This window comes from Olsenella uli (assembly GCF_901212655.1).
GTDB classification, from domain to species: domain Bacteria; phylum Actinomycetota; class Coriobacteriia; order Coriobacteriales; family Atopobiaceae; genus Parolsenella; species Parolsenella uli_A.
In genome coordinates this window covers 17,751-43,823 of record NZ_CAAKON010000036.1, presented here as the reverse complement: position 1 = coordinate 43,823, position 26,073 = coordinate 17,751, and the positions used below count along the sequence as shown (strand labels likewise).

Annotated in this window: 17 protein-coding genes and 1 tRNA gene; 1 reads left to right on the top strand and 17 read right to left on the bottom strand. The window is 63.2% G+C overall.

The window, feature by feature from the left end; genetic code table 11:
* Nucleotides 1–411: 411 nt before the first annotated feature.
* The 12 genes from EFAMC2_RS06915 to dcm all read right to left on the bottom strand — a co-directional run bounded on the left by EFAMC2_RS06915 (nt 412) and on the right by dcm (nt 14,667).
* Entirely contained in the window at nt 412–1,077 is a 666-nt protein-coding gene (locus tag EFAMC2_RS06915; protein WP_154028099.1) for a DUF4956 domain-containing protein, read from the bottom strand.
* Nucleotides 1,055–1,870, bottom strand: coding sequence for a polyphosphate polymerase domain-containing protein (locus EFAMC2_RS06910; RefSeq protein WP_154028098.1), 816 nt, complete (start codon nt 1,868–1,870; stop codon nt 1,055–1,057). Before EFAMC2_RS06910 ends, EFAMC2_RS06915 begins: the two co-directional genes overlap by 23 nt.
* The gene (locus tag EFAMC2_RS06905) at nt 1,857–3,626 is read right to left on the bottom strand and encodes a CotH kinase family protein (RefSeq protein ID WP_154028097.1); all 1,770 of its coding nucleotides are present in this window, start codon (nt 3,624–3,626) and stop codon (nt 1,857–1,859) included. The genes EFAMC2_RS06910 and EFAMC2_RS06905 overlap by 14 nt, the downstream gene beginning before the upstream one ends.
* Nucleotides 3,616–5,160, bottom strand: a complete 1,545-nt coding sequence (pelG, locus tag EFAMC2_RS06900) for an exopolysaccharide Pel transporter PelG (protein ID WP_154028096.1) — start codon at nt 5,158–5,160, stop codon at nt 3,616–3,618. Before pelG ends, EFAMC2_RS06905 begins: the two co-directional genes overlap by 11 nt.
* A gap of 3 nt (nt 5,161–5,163) precedes the next feature.
* The gene (gene pelF, locus EFAMC2_RS06895) at nt 5,164–6,591 is read right to left on the bottom strand and encodes a GT4 family glycosyltransferase PelF (RefSeq protein ID WP_154028095.1); all 1,428 of its coding nucleotides are present in this window, start codon (nt 6,589–6,591) and stop codon (nt 5,164–5,166) included.
* Complete coding sequence (locus EFAMC2_RS06890) at nt 6,588–8,420, bottom strand: DUF2194 domain-containing protein (RefSeq protein ID WP_261980169.1); 1,833 nt, start codon at nt 8,418–8,420, stop codon at nt 6,588–6,590. Before EFAMC2_RS06890 ends, pelF begins: the two co-directional genes overlap by 4 nt.
* 44 nt (nt 8,421–8,464) lie before the next feature.
* Nucleotides 8,465–9,370, bottom strand: a complete 906-nt coding sequence (locus tag EFAMC2_RS06885; protein WP_154028093.1) for a hypothetical protein — start codon at nt 9,368–9,370, stop codon at nt 8,465–8,467.
* A complete protein-coding gene (locus EFAMC2_RS06880; RefSeq protein ID WP_154028092.1) occupies nt 9,367–10,302 on the bottom strand; it encodes a hypothetical protein in 936 nt (311 codons plus the stop codon). Before EFAMC2_RS06880 ends, EFAMC2_RS06885 begins: the two co-directional genes overlap by 4 nt.
* Nucleotides 10,303–10,422: 120 nt before the next feature.
* Entirely contained in the window at nt 10,423–11,505 is a 1,083-nt protein-coding gene (locus tag EFAMC2_RS06875; RefSeq protein ID WP_154028091.1) for a hypothetical protein, read from the bottom strand.
* 316 nt (nt 11,506–11,821) lie between these two features.
* Nucleotides 11,822–11,898, bottom strand: a tRNA-Met gene (locus tag EFAMC2_RS06870).
* A gap of 291 nt (nt 11,899–12,189) precedes the next feature.
* A complete protein-coding gene (locus EFAMC2_RS06865; protein WP_154028090.1) occupies nt 12,190–13,290 on the bottom strand; it encodes a DUF2891 family protein in 1,101 nt (366 codons plus the stop codon).
* A 75-nt stretch (nt 13,291–13,365) separates the two neighbouring features.
* The gene (gene dcm / locus EFAMC2_RS06860; RefSeq protein WP_261980168.1) at nt 13,366–14,667 is read right to left on the bottom strand and encodes a DNA (cytosine-5-)-methyltransferase; all 1,302 of its coding nucleotides are present in this window, start codon (nt 14,665–14,667) and stop codon (nt 13,366–13,368) included.
* Between the two features lie 184 nt (nt 14,668–14,851).
* Here dcm and EFAMC2_RS06855 point away from each other — a divergent pair, with 184 nt between their 5' ends.
* Nucleotides 14,852–16,294 (top strand): MutH/Sau3AI family endonuclease, encoded by a 1,443-nt coding sequence (locus EFAMC2_RS06855; RefSeq protein WP_154028088.1) that lies wholly within the window; start codon nt 14,852–14,854, stop codon nt 16,292–16,294.
* Between the two features lie 25 nt (nt 16,295–16,319).
* Here the strand turns inward: EFAMC2_RS06855 and EFAMC2_RS06850 are convergent, their stop codons facing one another.
* The 5 genes from EFAMC2_RS06850 to EFAMC2_RS06830 all read right to left on the bottom strand — a co-directional run bounded on the left by EFAMC2_RS06850 (nt 16,320) and on the right by EFAMC2_RS06830 (nt 25,353).
* Nucleotides 16,320–16,628 (bottom strand): hypothetical protein, encoded by a 309-nt coding sequence (locus EFAMC2_RS06850; RefSeq protein ID WP_154028087.1) that lies wholly within the window; start codon nt 16,626–16,628, stop codon nt 16,320–16,322.
* Nucleotides 16,629–16,652: 24 nt separating this feature from the next.
* Entirely contained in the window at nt 16,653–21,554 is a 4,902-nt protein-coding gene (locus EFAMC2_RS06845) for a 2-hydroxyacyl-CoA dehydratase (protein WP_154028086.1), read from the bottom strand.
* Nucleotides 21,547–22,299 (bottom strand): TetR/AcrR family transcriptional regulator, encoded by a 753-nt coding sequence (locus tag EFAMC2_RS06840; protein WP_261980167.1) that lies wholly within the window; start codon nt 22,297–22,299, stop codon nt 21,547–21,549. Before EFAMC2_RS06840 ends, EFAMC2_RS06845 begins: the two co-directional genes overlap by 8 nt.
* A gap of 423 nt (nt 22,300–22,722) precedes the next feature.
* Nucleotides 22,723–24,330 carry a 4Fe-4S dicluster domain-containing protein gene (locus tag EFAMC2_RS06835; RefSeq protein ID WP_154028084.1) on the bottom strand — a complete coding sequence of 536 codons (1,608 nt, stop codon included), beginning with the start codon at nt 24,328–24,330 and terminating at the stop codon, nt 22,723–22,725.
* A 288-nt stretch (nt 24,331–24,618) separates the two neighbouring features.
* Nucleotides 24,619–25,353 (bottom strand): RluA family pseudouridine synthase, encoded by a 735-nt coding sequence (locus EFAMC2_RS06830; RefSeq protein ID WP_261980166.1) that lies wholly within the window; start codon nt 25,351–25,353, stop codon nt 24,619–24,621.
* Between the last annotated feature and the right edge of the window lie 720 nt (nt 25,354–26,073).

Below are 26,073 nucleotides of genomic sequence, written 5' to 3'. Positions count from 1 at the left end.
TTATGGCCAGCTCTTCTTGCGAGAGGCCTCCTCGAGCACGGCGATCAGGCCGGAAGCCTAATCGAAAGCACCTCGCCTCGCGTTCCCCATCCTCGCGAGGATACCCCGCTCGCAAGCGGTTTCGATAAGATTGCGGGCCGCACGGTCGGCGACGCTGGCGGGAACCGCCGCCTCGTAGGTCGGCAGCATCTTGTGCCTGCGGCTCTTGGGGATGAGCGCCAGGTCGTCGGGGTCGCGCTTCCAGGCGCATGTCTCGTATGTGATGCCTGGCCAGATGTCCGCTCCTTGATGCTCGGCATCATTTCGTTTGTTCTTACGGAATTGTATTGGATTTCACTTCCGTTAATGGCGCAAAGCAGGTAATGGCCCATTAGACCCGGGCGAAGACCAGCTCAAAAAAGCTATGCCATCTTACCCATGGTATTCGCCGTTGTATTGGATGAGCGTGAGGTCCTCTACGCCGTCGAGCGCACGGATCGCGTCCGCATAGGGCATGTCAACGCCGTCCGAGAACACCTCGACGGCCATCTCCACCTTGTCGCCGCGCATGGTCTTGGACTTCACCGTGAACTTGGTGCGGCCAAAGGCACGCACGATATCGTCGCCCGTGGTCTGGCCCGTATAGTGAATCACCATCATGTACACGCGAGCCTTGTCCTGGTGCGCCGCAAAGCCCGCGATCATCGCCACGATCACCACGGCAGTAAGCCCCACGAGCGCATACATACCGGCGCCCGCCGTAATGCCCGTGGTAATGGCCCAGAACAGATACAACAGGTCGAGCGGGTCCTTGACCGCCGTACGGTAACGCACGATCGACAAAGCACCCACCATACCGAGCGAGATGACCACGTTGGTCGAGATTGCGAGCGTCACCATGCAGGTGAGCACGCACATGCCCACGAGCGTCACGGCAAAGCTGCGCGAGTACACCACGCCCGTAAAGAAACGCTTGTATACGTGGTAGATCAAAATACCCATGGCAAGCGCCACGAACAGCGACAGGCCGATCTTAGCAGGGTCGACCTGACCAAACGCCTCCAGAACGGAGTTCTTAATAAAGTCCCTGGTGCTCATGGCTAAGTATCCCCTCGGTTCCCAAAGACCGATTCCAATAATCAAATCCGCGCAGGTAGGCGGTCTTTTCGTAGCACAGGCAGTACTTGGAGACCGCCGTGAGCTCTGCGGCGCCCGGTGGCACCATATCGCGCACCAGCTGCGGGCAAAACTCCGTAAACTTGACCTCCATCACCAGCTTGCCAGGTTCTAGCACCGGCAGCGCGGGCAGCGTTGGGTCAAAGATATCGAAGCTTCCCACCGCGGCGCGCACATTGCTATCAAACGTAATGCGCACCGTGCCCTCGTCCATCACCCATGGCTCGCGCTCGTAGTCCACGATGGTCCGCGGCCGCATCGTGTTGCAGATGCACTCGATGTAGAACTCGCGACATAACTGGTGCGGACTGCGCAGCAAAAAGTCGTAGTCGCCCGCCAGAATGAGCTCGAACTCGTCGCGGGTGAGCGGCGCGTCCTCCTTGTAGATCCAGCTGCCGTACTTCTTTTTGCGCTCGAGCTTAATCACCTTGTCGTTGCCGTTATAGATGCGCACGCGATACTTTTTGCGCATGAGAACGCCAGCGTCCTTTTCCTCGTACGCCGAGTTGCGGTAATCATCAAAGTACAGGCTGCGGATGGTATAGCCACCCGCCTGCGCATGCTTATCCAGTTTAAAGACCGGCGCCATGCGGCAGGCCAGTGCGGCATGCTCGCCCTCGTTGATAAGGTATTTGAGCTCGTGACGATAGCGCTCCTGCGCGGTGCGTGCGGGCGGAGCCGCCAGGAGCTCAAGCAGCGCGCTAGCCCTCCTCATACGTATCCCCCACGACCTTGCCGCCGTCCTGCACGTAGAAGCACAGTATGCCGTACTGTTTGCCGTCGTCAGTCACGTAGTAGTCAAACGCATCCTGCGTATAGCCGTCCGCATTGGTGGCGCGCACGCGCACAAAATACTGGCCGGCATTGGGCGCATCACAGGTCACCTCGGGCAGCAGTACGTCCTCGGCCTTAAAGACCACATCGTTGATGGTGTAGTCGCGCGCGAGCTCCACGGTGTAGCGAATGTCACGCGCCTCAAAATCGTAGGAGGTATCCCAACCGATGCGCAGCTTGCTATTTTCGATCTGCGGAATGCCAATATAGAACGGCATAGGCTTCTTAAAGCTCTCGCGATAGCTCTTGTAGTTCTCCTCGACCTCGGCCGGAATCGCCGCGGCAATCTGCTCGTATTCGTCCTTGGTCACAGGCAGGTTAGCGATATCGGGCGACGCAAACACCAGCGGCTCGGTGACCTCACGATAGTGCTCGACCATCTTGGACAGTCGCTCCTCGGTCAGATACGAGCGCAGGTCCTCGACGGCGTGGTCGAGCTCGCTGCGGAACGACTTGCTGCGCAGCGCGCGGTTAAACAGCACGTTGCCCCAATAGTTGCTTACGCCGCGCTCCCAGCTGGCGTAGTCCGAGAACCCAGTAAGTGACAGCTCGAGCTTGCGCAGCATGCCATCGTTATCCCAGTCCAGGAAGTACCAAACGTTGGAATTGAGCGGGCTGTACAGATAGCAGTTGCGGTTCTGCGTATCGCAGTTGCCCGTCAGAATCTGAAACGCCATCCAATAGGCCAGGTTCTCGGCATCAAAGTAAGTGTCGAGCACGTCGTCGATCTCTTGCGATTCGTCGTTGAGCGCGTCGAGCATCTCGATGAGCTTGGTGTGGTTCGAATCGCCCTTGATTTCGAGCATGCCCTCGAAGTCGGCCTGATTGTAGTCGGGGTCATCGGCAAGCTTAATCGTCTGCTTGTAGCGATGGAAATCGAAGCTGTTCACCTTGTACAGATGCCCGCTCTTATCGAGCCCGTGTGCCTTCAACGCCGTCTTGTTGAGCTGTTCCACCTGGGTAAACAGTCCGTAGTCCTCGAAGGTGTCGTTGGACTTTTCGGTCTGGTCGCACACCCACAGATGTACAAACTGCGTGCGCAGGCCCATCATCTGGGGAATGCCGCGAATAAGGTCATAGGCCATCTTGTTGCGAAAGCGCATACCCTCGCCCATATGCTTGTTGAGCGCAATGGAGCGCTGCTGACGCCAGGCGCCCTTGCCCTTTTTGAGTTCCACCTTGTAGTTCTTTTGCGTGTAGGTACTCGACGTTTGGCCGCGCACCTGCACGGTGGCGTTGGGCGCTTCCTCGCCATAGCCCACCTCGCCGGCCACCGGGCCCTTATCGTCGCCCGGCTGCAACAAGCCCATAACCTGGTAGCGCGTCACACCCATGTCGGCGTAGTCGTAGACCGAGTACGTGTTGATCTCGGCCCAGCTATGGTCGGTGTTCTCGGGGCTGTTGCCGCGCGAGACCGTCAGGTACATGGTCACAATGCCCGAGTCGTCGTAGACCTCGTACAGCTCGTCCCTATCGCGCAGGTGCTTGGACTGGTCGGACACCTCGGCCTTTTTAATCTCGCCCTGCTTCTTGGCCTTTTTGGTCGAGGAATCGTCCTGCGCAGAGCAGCTCGAAAGCAACAGCATGCCGGCAGCCACCTCAATCAGGCGACGACGAGATATCATCCTATCGGTCATCAGGACCTCCCCAGTGGTTGCGATACACGCGGACCACCGCGCGCCCAAATGCGCCGTGCGACTCACTGCCCTCGCGGTTCTCCTCATAGCGCTGCTCGGCATGGTCGAGCAGTCGGCCCAGCTCGGTAAACCAGCCAACCTTGTCGGTCGCCACAATGGGCTGCCGGCTCAGGACACGGTACGGCAAGGTGGCAGTATAGGTGTCGAGCCGCAGCAGTGACACGACAAAAAACACCGCCGCACCCAACAAGAAGCCAAAGCCGTAGAACTGCTGCGGAAAAAACAGCGACACGACGGTCGCCAGCCCGGCCACACCGGCAAACAGGCCCGAGGCCAGCACGGCCCCCTTGTAGTCGGTAAAGTACAGCAAGATGAGCATCACCGTATTGCCCACGGCATACAGGCCATAGGCCACGCATAACGTGCGGAAATACCCGTGCATAAGGTTGTTAAAGCCCAACGGCAGGGCCGAGAGCACCGTGGTCTCGAGCGAGATCACCGCCGCCGTCACAAACAGCTGCTTGAGCGCGCAAAAGCGTAGCTCGCGATTGAGCGTGGAGAGCATCTCCTCCTCGGCCACCATAATGTCGCCCACTACGCCGCCGTCGTTGAACAGGCTGTAGTAGTCGCGGTAGCGCGGATAGAAATTCACCTCGACCGACACCACAAAGTTGACGGTCGTGACAAGTATCGTCAAAAACGCGATGAGCGCCGGCACGTCGTGATAGGGCGCACCGTAAAACAAGCCCTTGACCTGCACGCCGATGGGACCGGCCCAAATAATCACCAAGTGCGCAAAGAGCCCCAGGTTGGTAAACAGACCCGTGAGCGCCAGCGGCAAAAACTGGTCGAGCCACTGCAAAAAGAGCCAGGGGCTGCGATTGCTCTGCGGATAATACCGGTACAGTAGCACCACGTCCCAAGCGAGCATGACGCCGTAGCCCAGGGCGATCGACGCCAGCAGGCCCTCGACCGGCGGCAGGCCCAGCGCCAGCGCGCACAGGGCGCATGCGCACGCCACGCCAATGGCAGCCGCAAAGCTGCACAGAATACCGCGGTAGTCTTTGATGGCGGTGAGGTAGCTCATGCCGTTCCAGTTGACGATCATAATGTTGAACAGCCACAGGCACAGCAGCCCCTGCAGCAGCGTGGCGCCCGAGAACAGCAAGAAGATGCCATAGAGCGCTGTACCCACGACCAGCATGATGGCGTTAGAGCCCCAAAACGAAGGCAGGACCTCCTCCTCGCGCTCGGCAAACAGCATGTCGGCCAAAAAGCGCGTGACGGGCATGGAGAAAAAGCTCGTGAGCGTAAGCGACGCCAGCAGCGTATAGGTCACCATGCACACCAGCAGATCCTGGTTGGCGGGACCGATGCCCCACAGGTCGCACAGCACCAGAATGCCCACCTGCAGCAGCACGCCCAGCAGCATGGGACCCGTGCACACGATGCCGGCGTAGCCATAGGCGCGCATGGTGGCAAAGAGGCCCTTGCGCTTAAACAGGCGCTTGAGCTCAAATCCAATTCCGGCCATGGGCTACCCCTCCTTCCGCGGCAGGTCATGCGCGCGAGCCGTCTCGTCGTAGAGCGCGCGGTAGTTGGCGAGCATCTGCTCGTGCAGGTAATAGGTCGCCACGCGACGCTGGCCACGCTCCCCCATCTCCAGGCGGCGGGCACGGCTCGCGCACATGCGTTCCATGGCATCGGCCAAGCCCTCGCGATACATGGGTGGGCTCACAAAGCCGGCCACGCCAAAGTCATCGCCGAGGGCGCCTTCCAGCAGCTCGCGGCAGCAGCCCACCTCGGTTGTCACGCAGGGACGACGGGCGGCCAGCGACTCCAGCACGCTCAGGGGCTGGCCCTCGGAGATGCTCGTCAAGATGGTGAAGTCGAGCTTTTGCATGTACTCGACCACGTCCACGCGGCCGGTAAAGATCAGGTCGCGCACGCCCAGGGTCTCCACCAGCGCATGGCACTCGGCGCCGTATTCTTCGTCATCCACGCCGCCCATAATGTGCAGGCGCACCTTTGGCAGGCGCTCATGCAGCTCAAAGAAGGCGTAGATCATGGTCTTGACGTCCTTGATGGGCGCCAGACGCACCACCGCGCCAATGTCCACCCAGCCATCGTCGGGCTTAAGCGGAATGTCCTTAAAGCGATCAAACTGAATGCCGTTGGGGATGACGAAGCACTTGGCCGCGTCGCAGCCCATGTCGATCTGCGTCTTGCGCGCATTGTGGAACAGGCTCGTCACGCGAAAGGCGCGACGATAAATCTCCTCGGACAGCATGTAGAAAAAGCGAATCCAGCGGTCCTTAAACGACGGCACCACCCAGTCGGCGCGGATGATCTCCTCCTCGCGCTCGCGGGTGTAAATGCCGTGCTCAGTGAGCAGTGCCGGCGCGTCGTTCATGCTGGATCCCAGGCTTGCCAGCAGGCCGCCGTAACCGGTCGATATGGCGTGGTACACGTCTGCCACCGGCACCTCGCTGCCCGACAGGTAGAGCACCGGCAGCAGCATGGAGCGCATGGTGTGGAAGGCGTCCGCAAAGGGAATGTAGGGGTACTCCGCCAGGCACACATCGCGGAAGATGTCCATAAACGTACGGCTCTGCAAAAACGAGAGCGGATGCACGCGGCGGCGCTGGAAGATTTCGAAGAGCACGTCCCAGTCCGGATTGGACAGCGACACCAGGCGGCGCAGCGCCTCACGCTCGCGGTCGTCAAAGCTGGCCTCGCGCTGCTCGCCCGAGAGACGCAGCGCGTCGTCCAGGAACACCTCGCGCACCTCGACGACGTTATCGGGCAGCTCGTAGACAAACTTACCGCGATCCTCGGCGTGGGCGCCAATCACCCACAGCACAAACTCGTGCTCGGGCATGGCCGTAATGTAGCCGTGCATCCAGGTGGAAACGCCGCCGTGCACATAGGGGTAGCAACCCTCGAGCACCAAGCAGATTCTCATCGATCGCCACCCTCCTTGCGCTCGATCGTCACCGTCTTGTCGTTTGCCTTGAGCAGGTACAGATTGCCCGTTAGGTGCGTCAGCTCGCCGCCCGAGACCGCCCCCGGCACGCCATCGTTGGCGCGGAACATGAGCCACGCCTCGTCGTAAAAGTTGCCGAGCGTCACGGTCCAGGCGTCCTCGCTCGCATCCACGTCCACCGTCACCGACGAGAAGCGCTGAATCGCGCCCGAGCACTCCGAGGCCGTCTGGCTGCGCAGGTCGGGAGCCGCGGCACTGAGCCAATCCAGGTAGTCCACCAGGCCGCCCTTGTAGGCCTCCCAACCTTGCCTGGCGCCGCGGTCGGGGTCAAGCAGGTCATCCGGGTGCATAAAGTGCGTGCTCACGTAGTGCATGTTGAGCTCGGACACGGCGGCCAGGCGCATATAGGCGTTGTCGACCATGCCGCCCGAGACAATACGCGGCTGCTCCACAATGCCATCGCTCGCCACGCCAAACTCCTGCACGTACGGCAGGTCGGTGCCGTCCTCAAAATACGTACTGGCGATGGTCTTGATGCGCGGAACGTCGGTGCCGATAATCTTGCGAGCGCGGGCCGAAAGGATATTCGACGGCGGCACGTAGACCGAGCCATGGGCATTGGGCAGCACGTCGTCCTGGAAGGCGATCAGCTCGTCGAGTGCAGCAACGAGCGTCTCCTTGTTCTTCCAGGTCTTATAGTCGTACAGATTGCCGTAATCGGTGTACGAGAGTGCCAGCGGCTGGTGGTTGTAGCCATGAAAGCCCAGCTCGCCACCCATCTGCAGCAGCATGCCGCCAAAGTAGCGGAACTGCGTGGTATCGGCCTGGCGCGCGGGTTCAGTCTGGTCAACCGCGTCCTCGTAGTTCTCGATCATCACGCCGGTAAAGCGAATGTCGTATTTTTGCGCGAGCTTTTGCAGATCGGGCCACCAAACCTTGGCGTAAAAGTCGGCGGTGGAAAGGCCGTAGTCGCGCTTGACGTAGGTACCGTCGCCCGAGGGTATGGGACTGGGGAAGTCGTCGAGGTAGAACACGGCGCTGTTGATGACCGGATAGGCTGTGGCATCGCCCAGCAGGCTGATCGCCGCGGCGTAAAAGCCACGCATAACCTTGTCGTAGATGCCGATATTGCACACCACGGTATGCCCGCTGCCGCAATCATTCGACCAAATGAGCGGAGCGCCCGCATCGCCGGTCGTCGCCCACACGCGAGCCGTCTCGCGCAGCGAGATGGAAAGCGATGAATCGAAGGGGTTCGACAACTCATAGCGTTGGCCGCCGCCAATCATAAAGTCCTTGCTCGGGACGATGCTCTCGGCCGTCACATAGTCGTAGCCCATGGTATCGATACCCAGCTTGGGGGCAACGGCCTGCAGGTAGCTGGTGTTATCCGGCGTCATGCCCAGCATGAGCGAACCACCGGCGCTCACCCAACTCATAATGTCGGTCAAGTGCGTACCGAGCCCATCGAGCGACGGCATGAGCAATATCACGCGATCGAACGAAGTGAGCGAGGGGATCGCGTCCACGCCGTCGCTGGCGATATCCACATCGCGGTGGGCGATTTTCATGTCCAACAAAATCTGGTCGAACTGGCGTTTAACGTCGTCAACACCAGCTTGGCCCGAGTCGGTAATGACCAGGCACGTTGGCTTTTGGCCAAAGATTGCCGAGGAGGCCGGCACCGCGTCGTTGGCGGCAAGCATGCCCAACTTGTGCTGCCAGGCGCTGTACTGCACACCGGCGCGCTCGATAAACAGCACGGCAGCCATGGCAATAAAGGCCGCCCACACCACAAACAGGCCCATCCAGCGGAAGCGGCCGGCATGGTCGCGAATACGGTTCACTACGCTCATCGGGCCTCCTCCCCGTCGCGCCAAAATGCCAGTTCCTCGCGGTTCTTGGCGTTCAAATACACATGTTGTTTGTCGATCGCATCGATCAAGTGGCGAATCTCGTCACCGTCGCGACGCATCACGGCAAGACGAAGGCAGAGCATCCAAACGTCCTGTTTCTCGGGCGCGTCAAGCAACAGCTGGCTTGTCACGGCCTGCGCCTCATCGATCTGTCCGGTGTTGGCCAGGGCCGCGGCATATCGAATGCGCAGCTCAAAGGAGTCTTCGCGATTACAGCGACGAGCAAGCAGACGCGCATACTGCTGGCGCTGAATCTGAGCCACGCGGCCCTTGGCCAAACCCGAGTCCAAGTATTCACCAAGAAAATCGCAGTATGCGATGAGGTTATGCGCATTCGGGTCGGCCTTAAAGGCACGTTCCAGCTGCTGCAATTTAAGGTCGGACTCCTTGGAGATCTGTGCCACGGCCGTCGCGGCATAGTGCGCGACCTCCACATCGTCGTTGAGCTTGGCGGCCTGCAGCTGCGCCAGATACACATCCGGGTCCTCGGTGAGCACGGAGAGTATCAGGCGCCGGCGATCGCCCGGGTCGTTGACGATCAGTGCCTCCTCGAGCGGCACCACGCCGGCATCGTCCTCGCGGCCCCGCACCAACATGCTGCGATGCAGGTCATCAGTAATGCGCAGCGACTCCAGCGTGCTGTCCTTGAGCGCGTCACCAAACACCAAGCTTCGGGCGCATAGCAGTACCACCAGCAGCGGACCCCACAGGGGCACGAGTACCATAACAGCGAGCATATGGCCGCGCACCGGGAGCAGGCCCCGCTTCATGAGGGTCCACAGCACGAGGCATACCAGCGCATGGATCAGCAGCAGCGCTGCAGAAACGACAAGCGAGATCAAGCGACATCTCCCTCGTCGGCGTGGTCGGCAGGGGCGATGCGCTGCAACAGCGCCACAACACCCTCGCCATCAACAGGCTCAACGACAATCTGCTTGGCTGCCAAGCGTTCTCTAATTACGCACAGGTCCTCATCGCGGGCTTGGCGCATGAGCAGGTAGAGCGTGTCCCCATCGCCCACCCCCGCCGCATCGCTCTCGCGAATCGCCGAACCAATGGTCCCGACGAGCTCTCCCACGGGCTCTGTGCCCGGCACCACACGCAGGAGCAAATAGCTCCCCATTTTGTTGTCGCGCAGCGCCTGCTCCGCTGCGAGTTCCCGGGCAAAGGGCTCCTGCTTGAGCACGCGTGTACCCGTTATGCAGCGCTTTTCCTGCGTCACGGCCTCGTAATCAAAGGCACGGACCAGCGCGCGTTCAACCAGCCCGCACAAAATGCGGAAGATGTTTTGGTGGTACAGCGTCATTTGGCTCTCGGCCAGGTCACGCACAAAAATCAGGACCGTAGGCGCCCCGTCGTGCTCGACGATGTAACCAAACATGGGGAGCCCCGGCGTCAGCGCACGGTTGACCCACAGCCCCGAGCGCGCGCCCTCAAAAATGGGCTCGAACTCTTGCAGCGAGAGCGAGCGGGCGACATCGAACGCAATCTCCGGACTCGCCGCAACCAGGCGCACACGCGACCCGCCCGCGACGCAATAGATCGTCACCGAGTCGTTCTCCAAAAGCTCGCCCAGCAGCTCGCAGCACTTGCGGAAGATGTCGCGCGGGTTGAGCACGTCGAGCTCCTGCGCCACGGCGAAAAACTTGCCAAAGCTGTCGTGACTTCCCACGATCTGGCGCTTGTAGGCGCGCTTGTCCTCCACGGCGTCGCGATAGAGCCGGGTAAGATAATCGTTGCGATTTCGAATGAGTTCGTTCGCGTCGCGCTCCACCTTAAGCGCCTCGCTGTTGCGCAGCTGCACGTAGCCGCACACGGCGCCCACCAAAAAGTACGCGGTAAACGGCAGCCAGTTAGAGGGCTCGTAGAACAGACCCTGAAAGGTGAGGTCGTACTAGGTAAAGTAGCTCGCCGCCAGGCCCACCGACGCCAGCAATGCCGCGACCAGGCCAAAATCAAGCCCATATAGCGTGCCGATCAGCACCACATACAGCAGGCGGTAGTCGAGAACGTTGAGCTGAGCAGACTGCGAACACACCAGCTCAAGACCCTCAAAGAGGACCCAGGCCAGCGCGGTCTCTAGGCATTTGATGGGCAGCGTCCGCTCGCGCATGCGGTCGATGGCGGCACGCAGCGGATGGCGCTTGCCCGCGCGAACCTGCTCCCAGTGAGCGTGTATGGTCGAAAGATCACGAAGCACGTCATAGCGCTGGAACCACCCGTAGCGCGTGCGGACGGTATCGCTCGGTGCACTGGAGACGGAGACGTCCTCGCTGTAGCTAATGTCGAGCCCCGGGAACAAGCCCTTGAGCGCCTCGCCCAGGTCGCCCACTGTGTGGGCAAAGCTATCCGGGACCTCGAGCTCCTCGAAAGTGGCATCCCAGCTGTCGAAGATGCGACGCACCAGAACGGCCAGCTCCTCGGCGCAGAGGGCGCCGAGCGGCGAGCCCGCCCCACCCCTCAGGATAACGGAGCCTTGCGAGCACACCTCGAACAGCGCGGCCAAAAAAGGGTCCTCCAGCGTGGGCGAGGCGGTGTACAGGTACGGCACGCGCAGGATCTTGACCTGGATGCCGTCGTGGGCCGCATAGTAGTGGCACAGGTCGTTGGCCGCACGGGCAATGATGCCCTTGCCGGTTTGTCCCACGGGCTCCACCGCACCGTCCGCTCCCATGGGGCCAGTCGCAAACAACAGCTGGACCTGGTGACCCATGCAAGCTCGAATAACGGAGCGCAGCAGCTCGATGTCGCCAACAACCTCGGTATATGGCGTGAGATAGGCAGAAAGGTAGACCACGCGGTCGAATTCGTAAGCCTGGTCCAGGTGCTTCATCAGCTCTTTCCAAGACGCATAGGGCGACGACCCGTCGCGGCGCGCTTCGTTGGCCGCCACGACCTGCACACGGTCACCGGGAAACGCCTTGGCACAGAAGTCGTCATCGACATATGCGGTATTGCCAACAACCAGCACTTCCACCGTGCGTTCCCTCTTCCCAAATTTGCCTTTTGCCAAAGTTTGACATGCGTGAGTATTTGCGCGTTTCCGTACGTTGTCAATGTGGGCCAAAGGGGCAACTATAAAGCTGTTTTAGAGGCTTCGGCAGTTTGTTTGGTAGAGAGCACGCAACGCTAAGCCGCTTTCACTGGGTATCACGCAAAAGCACGCTATATCACGCCGATACATACACGGATATCCACACGGTCGCCCGTGGACACCTACACGGTCGCCCGTTTTCAGCAGCAGATAAAAGAAAAACGCCTGAACTGTTTTACCAGTTCAGGCGTAAAGAATTTGGTCGCGGGGGCAGGATTTGAACCTACGACCTTCGGGTTATGAGCCCGACGAGCTACCAGACTGCTCCACCCCGCAATATGTTGTGTGCGCCTCAGCGCGAGAAAGTAATATACGCGCTCAAATGCGATAGGTCAACGAGAAGCTGCGATTGTGGAGATGTCTTCATAACTTATCCTGGCAGCCCAACCTCTTGCGCATCCCCAGGCTCCTTCGGGAGCCCGGGCCGGCCATACAAATGACGCTACTCGGCAACCCATGCGCCATTCACCGACCTCAATCGCGTGCGGCAATTGGCAGGCACATGTGCTCCGGCCCCTACCGCACCTCTCCGTCTGCGTCTAGCTCGGCTGTGCCGGGCCCCGTCCGCTACCTCACCAACGAAGCCGCCACGAAGCTGCCGACCCAGTGGTCTGCCAGATAGCCATCCAGGGTGAGGCCCTCCGCGCCCTGGCGCATCCAGCGCGAGGCCTGGGCCGCGAGGTACGCCTGCGCCTCGCTGCCAGCCGGCAGGGGCGCCGCGGCGTCGCGCGCGGCGATGGCACGCGAGAAGGGCAGGGCCACCTCGTGGACGCCGAAGTAGTTCTCGCCGTCCCACGTTCCCGGCAGGTCTGCGAGCAGGGGCGCGACGGCAGAGGGCGACCCACCAAACGCCTGCGGCAGGAAGCCACGCAGCCACGCCTCGTACTCCCCCGCCTCGAGTACGCGCGCCATTGCGGCCGCCTCGTTCAGGATCGAGGAGGTGAAGGTCTGACCCTGCGGCTCGTAGGCCACGGGCGCGTTGACATCGTGCCCGAACACGCGCAACGCTGCGGCACGCACGGCTTCCGCCAGCGCGTTGTCCTCCACCGCCTGGGCCCAATCCCAGGCCATGGCGAGCGACCAGCCCGTGTCCGAGTGCAGGCCCGAGCGAACCGGCAGCGCAAGGCCGGCCACCCACTCGCGCACACGACGGGTCATCTCCGCCGTCATGGGCGCAAGCGCCTCGCGCCAGGTCGCGGCCTGCACAGAGAGCGGGCCGCCTTCAGAAGCCACGCGACCCAGCTCGGCATCGAGCACCAGCAGCCAGGTATGGCCGTAGGGGCGCTCCTCGTGTGCCGGAAGCCGCTCTGCCCAGGTACGCGCCTCCTCGGCAAGCAGCTCGGGCGAGAAGCTCGTGCTGAGTCGGGCAATTACGCGCTCGCAAAGCTCCGGCGCGAGCAGACCCTCCTGCGACGCCAGCCGCACGAGGCACCAGTGCGAGTGCACGCAGGAATGCCAGTCGAACGAGCCATGGAACACGCGGTAGCGCTCGCGTGGCAGGCTGAGGTCCTCATCGCAGGTGAGGGTCTGGATCTCGGAGCAGGGATAGGGGCGCGCAATGGCGCCGAGCACGCATTCGGCCACATCGGCCGCCATCGAACGACGCCGCTCGGGGCCCATCTCACGCAGTACGTCAGAGGTAAGGGAATAGCCAAGGTCGCCAATCATGGGACGCTCGCTCTCAGGTCGGGGATAGATACGGCGGGGTACATGATAGCGAGGACGACGCGCCGGAGATTCGGCCTACCTCACACGCCTCGCAATCGAAACACCAATGCGACGCGGAATGTCCGTCACGAGCGCATTGCCCATGCAGAACGCGCGCTGATGGTCTGACATGCCCGTGGCCGTCCATCCCTTGGGGAAGCACTGCAGCTGGTCGAGCTCGTCGGGCACGAGGCGACGGAGCCTGCCGTTCTCCGTGCGAACCACATGCTTGAAGCGCGACGCGCCCTTGCCGCCCTCGCCCGTGAGAATCGTGCGGGAGGGCTTGTCCAGCGCGTCCGGAAATGCCATGGAACCCTCGCTGTAGAAGTACGTGAAACCCTCGCTCGTGGTGCGCTCCTCGCGCTTGCCACCCTTGAGATACTCCCAGCGCTCGAGCTTGTCGGACTCGATGAAGAAGCTCTCCGGTACCTCGCTCTCGGGCACCAGGACATCGCCCAGCGTCATCTGCGGGCCGGAGTAGCACGGAACGCCCTTTGCCGTCACGACGTTGCCGTGCTGCATGGCACCCGCCGTGAGGAAGGGGGACGTCTTGCGGCCCACGCCAAAGTTGTTCGAGACCTCGTAAGCGCTCGAGCCAACCGTGAGGTAGTCAAGCTCGCCAAACTCCATCGGGAAGGCCTGGGCTATGACGCCGTCACGCAGGACGACGGCACCGAGGTTCCACTCCGGCGCATCGAGCTCAGCATATATATAGGTGCGGCGGCGACGCTGCGGCATGCCGAACTCGCCCGCATTGATCACGCGCCACTCAACCGAGTAACCTAGGCTGAAGAAGCACGCCAGGATGATGGCGAAGTCGCGCCCGCGCTGGCTCGCCGGGCTCTTGAGCAGGCGGTCCACGTTCTCGAGCAGAACGTAGCGGGGCTTGGAGCCGGCGTTGTGTTTGAGCTTGTACTCGAGCATGTGGTAGATGTCCCACCACAGCACGCCCTTCTTACCCTCTATGCCCTCGGCCTGAGAGAGGGGGCGAGCCACGGAGTAGTCCTGGCAGGGGAAGCCACCCACCAGCAGGTCAAAGTCGGGGATTTGGCGCCCCCCCGCCTCGGCCTCCTCCAGCACCCTGTTGATGTCCTCGCAGATGCACGAACCCTCGCCAAAGTGCCGCTCGTAGCAGCGCCAGGCAAACTGCTTGGTTGGGGTTCCGGGTGGCTCCCACTGGTTGGCCCAGATGGTCTCGAAGTAATCGCGGCCCAGGTCTTCGTTGGCATGGTCGAAGCCCACGCGAAACCCGCCAACCCCCGCAAAGAGCTCGGCAACCTTCAACCCACTCGCCTTCATGGCCTTGGAGTCCATCTGGTACCCATCCGTTCGAGCCAAACAAAACAGTGCAATATTGTGGCCCAAATACGGCCACGGATCAACCGTAAGCCCCATCGGGGACAAATTATCGATGGGCCAATTGCCGCACCCGGGCCTTCCATGGCCGCGCGACAGGCAGAGGCGCCCGACTTGTCCTACTGTTGAGCCCTGCAGCCGCCCAGCAAAACGACCGAGGAGCCCCATGAGCGCACCCGATGGCCACAGCTTCTCAAAGTACGAGCTAATCGCCCTTCTCACGAGCTGCATCGGCAAAACGCTCGAGGAAGTCGACAGCGCGGGAGTTCTTAAGGGCAAGGCGCGCAACAAGGGCTTCGTGGGCAACGTCATCGAGCAGTCGGTCTTGGGCTATCCCGCCGACTCCAAGCAACGCCCCGACCTCGTCGTGGATGGCGTGGACACCGAGCTCAAGTCGACCGGCATCATCACCGACAAGGGAGACTACGAGTTCCAGGCCAAGGAGCCCATGTCCATCACGGCCGTCTCGCCCGAGGCCATCGCGGGCGAGCAGTTTCTCACCTCCCACTTCTGGCGAAAACTCGAGCACCTGTTGCTCGTCTACTACTTCTACGCCGGACGCGACGTTCCCTATGCCAAGTTCGTCATCAAGGGTTTCGAGTTCCACGAGTGGAGCGATGAGGACACCGACATCCTCAAGGCCGACTGGACGCTCGTTCGAGACTTCATTGCCTCCGTCCAGCGTGACTTCGAGGACTGCCAGAGCCAGTACCCGCGCATATCATCCGAGCTCAACCGCGAGTTGCTCTACACGGACACCTCTCCCAAATGGCCTAACCGCCCTCGCTTCAGGCTCAAGCGTCGCGTGGTGACATCCCTCGTTCGGGCCCACTTTGGCCGAAGGGGCGAGCAGCTTCCCGACGAGTACTCGACCTATTCGGAGATTGACGCGAAGTGCCACAGCCTCACGCGGGCAAATGCCGGCAGGACCATCGACGAGCTGCTCGAGCTCTATGGTCTGCCGATTCCCAGAAGGATTGACAAGGGCGTTTCGGAGAGAATCGTCGTTCGCATGTTTGGTGGCGCATCACGCAAGATGAGCGACGTTGAGCTGTTCGAGCGTATCGGCCTCATGCCAAAGACCATCGTCCTTACCACGAAGGGCGGACGCACGGAGGACATGAAGCTGCTGCGCATCAACTTCGAGGAGCTGGCAGACCCCAAGCAGCGCTTCGAGGACTCGTCCTTCCGCGACTACTTCACGCAGAACCAGCTGCTGCTCATCCTGTTCGAGGAGCCTTGCGCGGAGGCACCGTTTGGTGTCAACAGATTCAAGGGCTTCGCTCGGCTCTGGTTCGATGAGGAGTTTATCGAACGCGAGGTGCACCGCGTTTGGCGAGTGCTTCGTAGGCTCGTGAGAACCGGCGGCGTGAAGGACGTCGTCTCACGGCGAAAGGACGGAATGCCCATCATCACGCCAAAGACGGGACTGGTGAAAAGCGCCCCGAACTTTCCAAAGGCATCGGAGGGGGTCGTGTTCGTGCGCGGAACTGGCGCGGACGCCACCGACAAGGTCGAGTGCGTCAATGGCGTGAGGATGTACAGGCAGAACCTCTGGATTAAGGGGTCATACCTCGCCCAAAGAGTAAGCGAGATGCCGAGGCTGTAGGGCGGCATGAATGGCGGACGGGCCGCTACTGCAGGTCGACCTCCGCGTAGCGCCATACAACGGGGATGCCGAGGTAACGCAAGCGCTCGGCCGCCGAACGCAGGGTTGCGTTGTGGTAGCTCACGAGCACATTGTCTGCAATGAGGTGCGGGAACAGCAGCGAGAAGTCCATCTGCGTGCGCACGTACTCCAGCACGACGGACTGGCCGGGCCGAAGCCCCACCACGGCCTGCTCCACCAGGCCGTCGACCTGGCGATTTCTATCAGCGAGGACATCGGCAACGCTCCCGTATTCCCGAAAGACCTGAAGAATAATCGAGGGCCCGCCGCTCACCGAGCGGTGGGCCCTCGGTCCCGGCTACTCGCCGTTGCCCTCGCGGGTGACAGCGGGGTTACCGGCAGAGACGAGCTCAGGCTTGCTGCAGCCGCAACCGCAGGCGTCGCCCTCGGCGGAACCGCAGCCGCACGCGTCCTCGGGCACCACGGTCACGCCGGAGTTCGCGCGCTGGCGCGCACGCTCCTCTGCCGCGGCGATCTTGTCCAGCTGCATGCGCGAGAGTGGCAGCACGTTGGGCTCGCCGGCGCCAACCGTGCCCGTGGCGCGCGAGCCATCCGGGTCGCCATGGCGCTCCTGGTCTGCAATCAGCGGCTCCTCGGTGTAGGGCGCCACCACGTGCAGCGTGGGGTCATTGGGGTTCTCGAGCTTGAACGCAGGCACGTTCGCAGCGCTCCCGCCCTGCTCAGCGGCCCTGGCGCGTGCCTCGCGGAAGTTCTCCTTTGCCACCGAGATCATGAGCTTGATGCGGTTGAGCTGGTTGACCTCAGACGCGCCTGGGTCGTAGTCCACGGCCACGATGTTGCTCTCCGGGTGCATTTCGCGCAGGCGCTTGATAACGGCCTTGCCCACCACGTGGTTGGGCAGGCACGCAAACGGCGAGCAGCACACGATGTTGGGCGTGCCGGTCTCGATGAGGTCGCACATCTCGGCAGTGAGCAGCCAGCCCTCGCCCATCGTGTTGCACAGGGAGAGCACCTGCTCGGCCTTGTGTGCCAGCTCGTCGATCTCGGGGTACGGCTCGAAGCGGCTCGATGCCTCGAGCATCTTGTTGATGGGCCCGCGCATGGACTGCACGATCTTGATGCCCGCGTTGTGCGAGAGGCGCTTTTTGAGCTTGGTGCCCAGCTCGCGCTTCATGTTCTTGGGGCTGGACATGCCAAACAGGAAGAAGTCCACCAGGCCCGGCACCACGGCCTCGCAGCCCTCGGCCTCGATCTCGCGCACCACCTGGTTGTTGGCCGTGGGGTGGAACTTCACGAGGATCTCGCCCACCACGCCCACGCGCGGCTTCGTGCGGTCGTGCACCACAGGCAGTGTCTCGAAGGCGTCCACCGTGTCCTGGCAGAGCTTCAGGAAGTCACCGCGCCTGATGCCCACGATCTGGCTCTTGCAGCGGTCCATCCACACGTCGTAGAGGGCGTCGGCGCTGCCGGGCTTGGCCTCGTAGGGACGCACGCGGTGCAGCATCTGCATCATGAGGTCGCCGTAGAGCAGCGCGTAGACGGCGCCCACCACCACGTCGGGCTTGAAGATGTTGAAGCCGGGGTTGTCCTCGTCCAGGCCGCTCGCGGCGGTGAGCGAGATCACCGGCACGTCGGGGTGGCCGGAGTCGCGCAGGGCCTTGCGGATGAGCGCGATGTAGTTGGTGGCGCGGCAGCCGCCGCCGGTCTGCGAGATGATCACGGCCGTCTTGGAGAGGTCGTACTTACCGCTCTCGATGGCCTCCATGATCTGGCCGGTCACGAGGATGGACGGATAGCAGATGTCATTGTTGACGTACTTGAGACCCGCGTCCACGGCGCCACGGTCAACGGAGGGCAGCAGCACCACGTTGTAGCCCGCGCCCTTGAGCAGCTGCTCCACGAGCTCGAAGTGGATTGGCGCCATCTGCGGGCACAGGATGGTGTAGCCCTCGAGCTGCATCTCCTTGGTATAGCGCACCTTGTGGAACGCGGCGCTCTTGGCCTCGCGCCACACCGGCACGCGCGGGTTCTGACCGCGACGAGCGCGCTCGAGCGAGCCGTCCGCACGTCGCACGTCCACGGGACCCACGGGCTTGAGCTCGCCGGCAGCGGCCTCGCGCTCCAGCTCCTCGCGCTGCTCCTTGAGGGCGGCCATGAGCGAGCGAATGCGGATGCGGGCGGCGCCCAGGTTAGACACCTCGTCGATCTTGAGCACGGTGTAGATCTTGCCACTGGCCTCGAGAATCTCCTGCACCTGGTCCGTGGTGAGGGCGTCCAGGCCGCAGCCAAAGCTGTTGAGCTGGATGAGGTCCAGGTCGTTCCTGCTGGCCACGAAGCGCGCCGCGCGGTAGAGGCGGCTGTGGTACATCCACTGGTCCACGACGCGGATGGGGCGCTCGGGGCGCATCTTGTGCGCCACGGAGTCCTCGGTGAGGATGGCGAAGCCAAAGCTGTTCACGAGCTCGGGGATGGCGTGGTTGATCTCGGGGTCGTTGTGGTACGGGCGGCCGGCGAGCACGATGCCGTGCGCGTCGTTGTCCTCGATCCACTGCAGGGTCTCGTCACCCTTGCGGCGCATGGTCTCCTTGAACTCGAGGTCGGCCTCCCAGGCCACGTTCACGGCATGGTCAATCTCGGCGCGCGTGATGTGCTTGCCGCGGAAACGGCCCTTGCCTTCCTCGGCGTCCTTCTCGCGCTGCACGGAGATGAGCTCATAGAGGCGGCGCTTGAGCTCCTTCTTGTCGTCATAGGGCACGAAGGCGTCCAGGAATTCGATGTTGGGTTGCGCGAGCTCGTCGATGTTGAGGCCCAGCGCCTGCGGGTAGCTCATGACGATGGGGCAGTTGTAGTGGTTGCCCGCCGTCTCGTCCTCCTGGCGCTCCCAGCGCACGCAGGGGTACCAGATGAAGTCCGGGTCCTTCTTGAGCAGGTTCATGATGTGGCCGTGGCTGAGCTTGGCCGGGTAGCACACGCTCTCGGACGGCATGGACTCGATGCCCGCCTCGTACGTCTTCTTGGTTGACTGGTCCGAGAGCACCACGGAGAAGCCCAGCTCGGTGAAGAAGGCGTGCCAGAACGGGTAGTTCTCGTACATGTTGAGGGCGCGCGGGATGCCCACCGTGCCGCGCGGCGCGGTCTCGGCGTCCAGCACGGGGCGCTCGAACAACAGCTTGTTCTTGAACGCGAACAGGTTGGGCGCGGTGACCTTTGCCTTCTTGTGGCCGGCGCCCTTCTCGCAGCGGTTGCCCGTGATGAACTTGCGGCCGTTGCCAAAGTTGTTGATCGTGAGCAGGCAGTTGTTGGAGCAGCGGCCGCAGTGGGCGTTGGTCTGCTTCACCTGCAGGTTGTCGATCTGCTCGCGCGTGAGCAGCGTGGAGGTGCCGTCCTTGCCGGCACGGTCGCGGGCGAGCAGCGCCGCGCCGTAGCAGCCCATGCAGCCGGCAATGTCCGGGCGGATGGCGTCGCGACCGGTGAGCTTCTCGAAGGCGCGCAGCGTGGCGTCGCTCATGAAGGTGCCGCCCTGCACCACCACGTACTTGCCAATCTCCTGCGGGTCGCGCATCTTGATGACCTTGAACAGCGCGTTCTTGATGACGGAGTAGGACAGGCCGGCGGCGATGTCGCCCACCGTGGCGCCTTCCTTCTGCGCCTGCTTCACGCGGGAGTTCATGAACACCGTGCAGCGGCTGCCCAGGTCAACCGGCGCCTTGGCAGACACGGCCGCCTTGGCGAAGTCCTGCACCGAGAGGTCCATGGAGTCCGCAAAGCTCTCGATGAACGAGCCGCAGCCCGAGGAGCACGCCTCGTTGAGCATGATGTGCTCGATGACGCCATTCTTGACGCGCAGGCACTTCATGTCCTGGCCGCCGATGTCGAGGATGAACTCGACGTCGGGCACGAAGGCCTTGGCGCCGCGCAGGTGCGCCACGGTCTCGATCTCGCCGGAGTCTGCGCGCAGGGCCTCGATGAGCAGCGCCTCGCCGTAGCCCGTCGTGGTGACGTGGCCGATGGCGCAGCCCTCGGGCAGCTTGTCGTAGATGTCGTCCATGATGGTGCGGGCCGTACCGAGGACGTCGCCGCGGTTGTTGCCGTACCAGGTGTAGAGCAGCTCGCCGCCCTCGCCCACCACGGCGGCCTTCATCGTGGTGGAGCCGGCGTCGATGCCGATGAACACGCGGCCGCGGTAGCTCGCGAGGTCGCCCTTGGGAACCACCTGCTTGCCGTGGCGCTCGTGGAACTCGTCAAGCTCGGCGGGCGTCGCAAAGAGCGGGTCCAGGCGCTCCACCTCGCTGCCCTGGGTGTCGCCCAGGTTCTCAAGCGCGTCGATGACCCCGGCGAACGTGACGTGCTTGTCAGACTCGCCGGCAAGCGCGGCTCCCGTGGCCACGAAGAGGTGGGCGTTGTTGGGAACGATGCGGTGCTCCTCGTCCAGGTCGAGCGTCACGTAGAAGCGGTGGCGCAGCTCGGAGAGGTACTGGAGCGGGCCGCCCAGGAAGGCCACGTGGCCACGAATGGGGTGGCCGCAGGCGAGGCCGGAGACCGTCTGGTTGGCCACGGCCTGGAAGATGGAGGCCGCGATGTCTGCCGGGGCCGCGCCCTCGTTGATGAGGGGCTGCACGTCGGACTTGGCGAACACGCCGCAGCGGCTGGCGATGGGATAGATGTGCGTGGACTGCTTGGCGAGCTCGTTGAGGCCGCCCGCATCCGTGTGGAGCAGGCTCGCCATCTGGTCGATGAACGCACCCGTGCCGCCGGCGCAGGTGCCGTTCATGCGCTGCTCGATGCCGTTGTCGAAGTAGATGATCTTCGCGTCCTCGCCGCCGAGCTCGATGGCCACGTCGGTCTGCGGGATGAGCGTCTCCACGGCACGCTTGCTCGCGATAACCTCCTGGACAAACTCGAGGCCGAGCCACTTGGCGAGCAAAAGGCCGCCCGAGCCCGTAATGGAGACACGCATGGGAGCGTCGCCGAGGACGGCCTTGGCGCCCTCGAAGAGGTCCTTGGCCGTGGCGCGGATGTCGGTGTGGTGGCGCTGATAGTTGGCGTAGACGATGCGGTCGTGGTCGTCGATGACGGAGAGCTTGACCGTGGTGGAGCCCACGTCAATGCCAAGGCGCAGCTTGGAGCGCGAGAAATCCGCCACGTTGGCGGGCTTGAGCTCGGCGCCGTTCTCCACCAGCTCGATGCCGTGGGCCGCCTGGGCCTGCGCGGCGTTGGAGGATGCTGGGTTGTTAGTCATGGTTGGACTCCTCGTTCTTTACGGTGTGAGCTGCTGCCGCTCGGTCGTTTGCGGTGTGTCCGGCGGCATTTGCCTGCATGAGCGTCAGCGCGTAGGCGGGCACGTTGAAGTCGACCGGCTTGCCATAGAGGTCGCCGGGACGCACGAACATGAGCGCCGTCATCATGAGCGCCATCGTGCGAACGTCCTCGCGCATGCCGCCCACCAGCCAGCGAACCAGCACGCCGCACTCCGCGGAGACGGCGAACGCGAGGTAGTAGTCGAAGAAGGGGCCGAGCGCCCGGGCGTCGATGCCGTCGAGCGCGCGGCTGGAGATGGCGTCCACGCAGACGGCCTTGATCTTCTCGACAAAGGCCGGGTCCCCGCCCTCGCCCAGCAGAGCTGCGAGGTGCGTCGCGTTGTCCCGGAAGTAGCAGAGCAGGTCCTCCGCACCGGGCGCCGGCTCCAGGCTCTCAAGAGATGCCGTGAGCTGGTCCAGGTGAGAGGCGGCAATGCGCTCCACGAGCCTGCGGATGTCCACGAGCGCCTCGCGCTCGCAGGCCTCCACCAGGTCTGGGATGTCATGGAAGTGGGAGTAGAACGTGCGGCGGGTAAGCCCGGCACGTTCGGTGACGGCCGTGACCGTGACGCGGGTCAGGTCGCCCGTTGCCTGGACCTCGGCGGCGAGGGCGTCGCGCAGATGCTCGCGCGATCGGACGCTACGCCGGTCTGTCCGGGGCGTGGGATTGGTGAGAATCCCTTCCAAAGGGCCTCCTCGGAAGCGGTTTCTCGCACGCGACGACGGGCTGAATCGGGCCATCTGGCGTGCAAGGCCATGACGTTTCTTCACAGCGTGTGCAGTATTGCACAACGTGTGCAAGAAATTGCCGCCGTTCGCGGAAATGCGGGACCGCCGGCCAATCCTCACATTCTGTTACTGGTGCGTTGATGCTGGGGCTGAACGCTGCTCGGACCAGCGCGCTTGGGCATGCGCTCGTGAGCGGCGCCTTGGGCTCGCTCATGTCCGTTCCCTCCCCACACGCAAAAGGGGCATCCGGAAACCCGGATGCCCCTTGGAGCTTGCTATCAACCGGCTCGAGCGGCTCGCCAGCGCCGCTTACAACGCGCCCTGCGTGCCTTGTGCTTGGGCGCCGCCCAAGCTCAGCCGCCGGAAGGCCTACGAGAGCGCCTACTCCTTGACGCGCTGGGCCTCGTCGACCTCGGCCACCATGTTGGAGCCGTGCATGTTGTCATCCGGACGCTCAAGCTCGGGAATCAGCATGCGATAGGCGTTGTCCGTGGCGTTCTTGTGCGGCGACTTCTTGGAGTACATCTTTACCGCACCCGCCGTCTTGTTGACGGCCTGCAGCGTGCCGGCGCCGGCAACGCAGCCGCCCGGGCACGCCATGCCCTCGAGCAGGTAGCCGTTGTACTTGCCCTTCACGGCCGCCTTCATCATCTTGCGGCACTCGTCCAGGCCCTCGGCGTTGACGATGTTGACCTCGCGGTCCGGGTACTTGCGGTGGATGGCGTTGGCCACGGCCTGCGCCACGCCGCCCGCCACGGCAAACCCGCGGCCATCGGCGCTCGCAACCTCAAAGTCGCCGCCCTCGCCGGCGAGCTTGGTGTAGTCGATGTCCTTGGCCTCCATCATGCCCGCCATCTCCTCGAAGGTGAGCACGAAGTCGACCTCGCTCTTGACGCTCTTGCGCATGGCCTCGAGCTTCTTGGCCGAACAGGGGCCAACGAAGACGATCTTGGCGCTGGGGTGCTGCTTGCGGATGAGGCGGGCGGTGAGCGTCATAGGCGTGAGGGCCATGGAGACGCACTCGGCGTTCTTGGGGAACTCCTTCTTGGCCATGACGGACCACGCCGGGCAGCACGAGGTGCCCATGAACGGAATCTTGGCCGGCACCTCCTCGAGGAAGTCCTCGGCCTCCTGCACGGTGCAGAGGTCGGCGCCGAGGGCAACCTCCTCCATGCCGGTGAAGCCGAGCTCCTTGAAGGCCTCGCGCAGCTTGTCCACGTTGCCCTTTCCGCCAAACTGGCCCACGAACGCGGGCGCCACCTCGGCGATGACCTCGTCGCCGGCATTGATGGCCTGGATGACCTGGAAGATCTGGCTCTTGTCGGCGATGGCGCCAAACGGGCAGTTCACGAGGCACTGGCCGCAGGAGACGCACTTCTCGTAGTTGATGTCGGCGCGGCCGTGCTCGTCGGAGCCGATGGCCTTCATGCCGCAGGCGGCAGAGCAGGGGCGCACGTGGTGGTGAATTGCCTCATACGGGCACACGCTCGCGCAGCGGCCGCACTTGATGCACTTCTCGTGGTCGATGAAGGCCTTCTTGTCCTTGAAGGAGATGGCCTGCTTGGGGCAGATCTCGCGGCAGGGGTGGGCGAGGCAGCCCTGGCAGGCGTTCGGCATGACGCGGTAGACGTTGTCCTCGCAGCCGTTGCACGCAAACTTGATGACGTTGATCAGAGGCGGCTGGTAGTAGGTCTCGGGCTTGGCGGCCTCGGCCACGCCGTCGGAGAGCTTCGAGGGCTTGTCGACCTCCTGCAGCGGCAGGCCCATGGCCAGGCGGATGCGCTCGCCAACGATGGCGCGCTCGAGGAAGATGCTCTCGCGGTAGGTCGCGGTCTCACCGGGGAGGATGTCGTAGGGCAGGTCGTCGACCCAGCTGTAGTCCTTGCTCTCCTCCTCGCCCGTCTTGTAGGCGAGCTTCGCCACCTCACGGAAGACCGTTCGGCGAATCTGCGTCAGGTTGGTGTAGACGCCGCGCATTGTACCTGGCATGAGCGTTCCTCTCCTGCGGCGCGCCGGGCGCGCCAGCTGTTGCGGCGAGCGGCGGTGCCGCCTCGCCTCGACCCGTTGAGGGCACCTTCGTACCCGGGAATTGGACGCGCGGACAAAGCCTCTCCGCACGCCAATGCGCCCACCGAGATTCCCCGTCTGTGGCAGGCGCACCACTTACGACCGAAACGTTCCGGCCGTCCATTCGTCGTTCCCCATGGTACCAGCAGGAAGTGCGCCACGGGAGTCGCAGCCGCACAAAATGAAGCTCGGATGCAGGCGTTGTGAACCTTACCTATGCGAGAGAAGGTCCTCCACGTTGGGAAAGCGCTCGGTGAATCGGACGGGCATGGGCGCGCGCAGCGCCAGCGGCACGCCCGTAACGGGATGCGTGAGGTCCTCGGCCCAGGCATGGAGCATGAGCGGGGTCACGCGGCGCCGGTCCGTCGGATTGCCGTAGAGGACATCCCCCAGGATTGGAAAGCCGAGCGAGGACAGGTGCACGCGAATCTGGTGCTTGCGGCCCGTCTCGAGCTCCACGAGCAGAAGCGAGGTGCAGGCGGCACGCGAGCCCGTGCGGGCGAGCAGGGCCACGCGGCTGCGCGACGGCTTGCCGTTGGGTGCCACACGCATGCGCCGCGCATCATGACGGTCGCGCGCGACGGGAGCGTCCACGAGGCGCTCGTCCCAGGGCCACCTGCCGCGAACCATGGCGAGGTAGCGCTTCCGAATGCCGTCGTGGGAGGCAACGAGCGCGTCAAGCTTGGGCTGCGTGGCCTTGTCCTTGGAGAAGAGCACGATGCCCGTGGTGTCAACGTCCAGGCGCTGGACGGGCTGGAGCTGCGCGGCGACCGAGCGCTGGGCGGCCGCGGCGTCGGGCTCTCCCTGTGTGCCCAAGCAGGCCGCGATGTCCAGCAGGTGCGCGCGAGCGAGGTCCGCAAGCGTGGCGGCGCCCGTACCGTCCCCGTGCACGAGCATGCCTGCGGGCTTGTCGAGCGCCATGAGCCAACGGTCTTCGTACAGCACCGATATCGATTGCGGCCCTGCCTCACGCTCCGTCATGCGCCCTCCCCCATCATGCGCCCTCCCCCATCATGCGCCTTCCCCCATCATGCGCCTTCCCCCATCGCGGCCTTTTCCTTACGACTATACGCGGAGGGCAGCATCACGGAGCGGGGGTGAGTCTCGGGGCGTCGTCGTGGGGTGGAATCGCCGCGCATCCGGGATCCCACCACGGATCGAAAGAAAGGGAACCAAATGGACGACTTTGGTTCCCCTCCTTTCGATCCAGCAGGTGTTGGGGCTTGCCATGTGGCGGGAGCCCTCGCGCTGCAGACACGCGGCACACGCCGCGCCGGCACGCCAAACGCACGGTACCCGGCCCACCGCGCCGCGTGGGCCTGAGCGCCGCTCCGCGCGGGCCAAACGCACGGCACCCGGCCCACCGTGCCGCGTGGGCCGTTATGGGTCGCATGAAGCGCCCTCGCCACGCAGGATCCCCGGGGCGGGCCGCAGCGTGCGAGCTTGTCCAGGAATGCCGGCGATTGCGCACCTGCGGCACAACTTCACCCATTGCCCCAGCGATTCATGGCAAGCGCCTTCCATACCCTCGATTATCACAGAGCGTTCACCTGCGGTTATTCAAACACGGGACTTCATGTTCAGACGGCACCCAACCCTTAGCGAGATTTGAGACCGTCCAAGAGCCCGCTGGAGCTGACCCCGCAGCGCAATCGAAGGGATTTC

Excerpts from the sequence above, each read along its gene's own strand:
- EFAMC2_RS06855 (WP_154028088.1), top strand. The coding sequence starts at position 14,852 with ATGAGCGCACCCGATGGCCACAGCTTCTCAAAGTACGAGCTAATCGCC.
- EFAMC2_RS06915 (WP_154028099.1), bottom strand. The coding sequence starts at position 1,077 with ATGAGCACCAGGGACTTTATTAAGAACTCCGTTCTGGAGGCGTTTGGT.
- pelF (WP_154028095.1), bottom strand. The coding sequence starts at position 6,591 with ATGAGAATCTGCTTGGTGCTCGAGGGTTGCTACCCCTATGTGCACGGC.
- pelG (WP_154028096.1), bottom strand. The coding sequence starts at position 5,160 with ATGGCCGGAATTGGATTTGAGCTCAAGCGCCTGTTTAAGCGCAAGGGC.
- EFAMC2_RS06865 (WP_154028090.1), bottom strand. The coding sequence starts at position 13,290 with ATGATTGGCGACCTTGGCTATTCCCTTACCTCTGACGTACTGCGTGAG.
- EFAMC2_RS06890 (WP_261980169.1), bottom strand. The coding sequence starts at position 8,420 with ATGGGCCTGTTTGTGGTGTGGGCGGCCTTTATTGCCATGGCTGCCGTG.
- EFAMC2_RS06910 (WP_154028098.1), bottom strand. The coding sequence starts at position 1,870 with ATGAGGAGGGCTAGCGCGCTGCTTGAGCTCCTGGCGGCTCCGCCCGCA.
- EFAMC2_RS06835 (WP_154028084.1), bottom strand. The coding sequence starts at position 24,330 with ATGCCAGGTACAATGCGCGGCGTCTACACCAACCTGACGCAGATTCGC.
- EFAMC2_RS06845 (WP_154028086.1), bottom strand. The coding sequence starts at position 21,554 with ATGACTAACAACCCAGCATCCTCCAACGCCGCGCAGGCCCAGGCGGCC.
- EFAMC2_RS06905 (WP_154028097.1), bottom strand. The coding sequence starts at position 3,626 with ATGACCGATAGGATGATATCTCGTCGTCGCCTGATTGAGGTGGCTGCC.